Below are 2,215 nucleotides of genomic sequence, written 5' to 3'. Positions count from 1 at the left end.
AAAACTGAAGACTCATCAATTCACACAAACCATTAGACTAGATCAAAGCCTCGACCGATTAGTATCATTCAGCTCCACACGTCGCCGTGCTTCCACCCATGACCTATCTACCTCATCGTCTCTGAGGGGTCTTTCTTGATTGCTCAAAGGGAAATCTCATCTCGGAGGGGGCTTCATGCTTAGATGCTTTCAGCACTTATCCCGTCCGCACGTAGCTACCCAGCGATGCTCCTGGCGGAACAACTGGTACACCAGCGGTGCGTCCATCCCGGTCCTCTCGTACTAAGGACAGCTCTCCTCAAATTTCCTGCGCCCACGACGGATAGGGACCGAACTGTCTCACGACGTTCTGAACCCAGCTCGCGTACCGCTTTAATGGGCGAACAGCCCAACCCTTGGGACCTACTCCAGCCCCAGGATGCGATGAGCCGACATCGAGGTGCCAAACCTCCCCGTCGATGTGGACTCTTGGGGGAGATCAGCCTGTTATCCCCAGGGTAGCTTTTATCCGTTGAGCGATGGCCCTTCCATGCGGAACCACCGGATCACTAAGCCCGACTTTCGTCCCTGCTCGACTTGTAGGTCTCGCAGTCAAGCTCCCTTCTGCCTTTGCACTCTTCGAATGATTTCCAACCATTCTGAGGGACCCTTTGGGCGCCTCCGTTACTGTTTAGGAGGCGACCGCCCCAGTCAAACTACCCACCTGACACGGTCCTCCAGCCGGATCACGGCTGCGAGTTAGAGACTCTATACGCAAAGGGTGGTATCCCAAGGGTGTCTCCACCGAAGCTGGCGCTCCGGCTTCACAAACTCCCACCTATCCTGTACATCGCGTACAAAGCCTCAATATCAGGCTGTAGTAAAGCTCCATGGGGTCTTTCCGTCCTGTCGCGGGTAACCTGCATCTTCACAGGTACTATGATTTCACCGGGTCTCTCGTTGAGACAGTGCCCAAATCGTTACGCCTTTCGTGCGGGTCGGAACTTACCCGACAAGGAATTTCGCTACCTTAGGACCGTTATAGTTACGGCCGCCGTTTACTGGGGCTTCGGTTCAGTGCTTCTCTTGCGATGACACATCCCCTTAACCTTCCAGCACCGGGCAGGCGTCAGCCCCTATACTTCATCTTGCGATTTAGCAGAGACCTGTGTTTTTGCTAAACAGTCGTTTGGGCCTATTCACTGCGGCTTATGTTGCCATAAGCGTCCCTTCTCCCGAAGTTACGGGACCATTTTGCCGAGTTCCTTAACGAGAGTTATCCCGCGCGTCTTAGAATTCTCATCTCGCCTACCTGTGTCGGTTTACGGTACTGGCGCCGACCTCCTTACTAGAGGCTTTTCTTGGCAGCGTGAAATCCGGTACTTCGCCCTACGGGCTCCACGTCACAGCTCAACCTTGTGTGTCGGGCGGATTTGCCAACCCGACGGCCTCGCTGCTTGTCCGTGCACTTCCAGTCGCACGGTTACCTTATCCTTCTGCGTCCCCCCATCGTTCAAACGGTGGTACGGCGGTACAGGAATATCAACCTGTTGTCCATCGCCTACGCCTTTCGGCCTCGGCTTAGGTCCAGACTAACCCTGAGCGGACGAGCCTTCCTCAGGAAACCTTGGGCTTTCGACGGAGGGGATTCTCACCCCTCTTTTCGCTACTCACACCGGCATTCTCACTTCCAAGCGCTCCACGGCTCCTCACGATACCGCTTCACTGCTGCTTGGAACGCTCCCCTACCATCCCTTACGGGATCCATAGCTTCGGTGGTATGTTTAGCCCCGTTACATTTTCGGCGCGGCGTCACTCGACTAGTGAGCTATTACGCACTCTTTGAATGGTGGCTGCTTCTAAGCCAACATCCTAGTTGTCTGTGCAACGCCACATCCTTTTCCACTTAACATACACTTTGGGACCTTAGCTGATGGTCTGGGCTGTTTCCCTTTCGACTACGGATCTTATCACTCGCAGTCTGACTCCCGAGTACAAGTTGCCGGCATTCGGAGTTTGACTGAATTCGGTAACCCTGTGGGGGCCCCTAGTCCAATCAGTGCTCTACCTCCGGAACTCTACACCTCGAGGCTAGCCCTAAAGCTATTTCGGGGAGAACCAGCTATCTCCAGGTTCGATTGGCATTTCACCGCTACCCACACCTCATCCCCGCACTTTTCAACGTGCGTGGGTTCGGACCTCCAGTCAGTGTTACCTGACCTTCATCCTGGACATG

At 54.5% G+C, this 2,215-nt stretch carries 1 rRNA gene (only partly in view); it reads right to left on the bottom strand.

From position 1 onward, the window contains the following. Positions 1–38: 38 nt before the first annotated feature. Positions 39–2,215 (bottom strand): 23S ribosomal RNA (locus tag M467_RS16085); it runs 737 nt beyond the window's last position.

This window comes from Exiguobacterium chiriqhucha RW-2 (genome assembly GCF_000416965.1).
Taxonomy (GTDB): domain Bacteria; phylum Bacillota; class Bacilli; order Exiguobacteriales; family Exiguobacteriaceae; genus Exiguobacterium; species Exiguobacterium chiriqhucha.
This window is presented reverse-complemented; position numbering and strand designations above follow the sequence as displayed.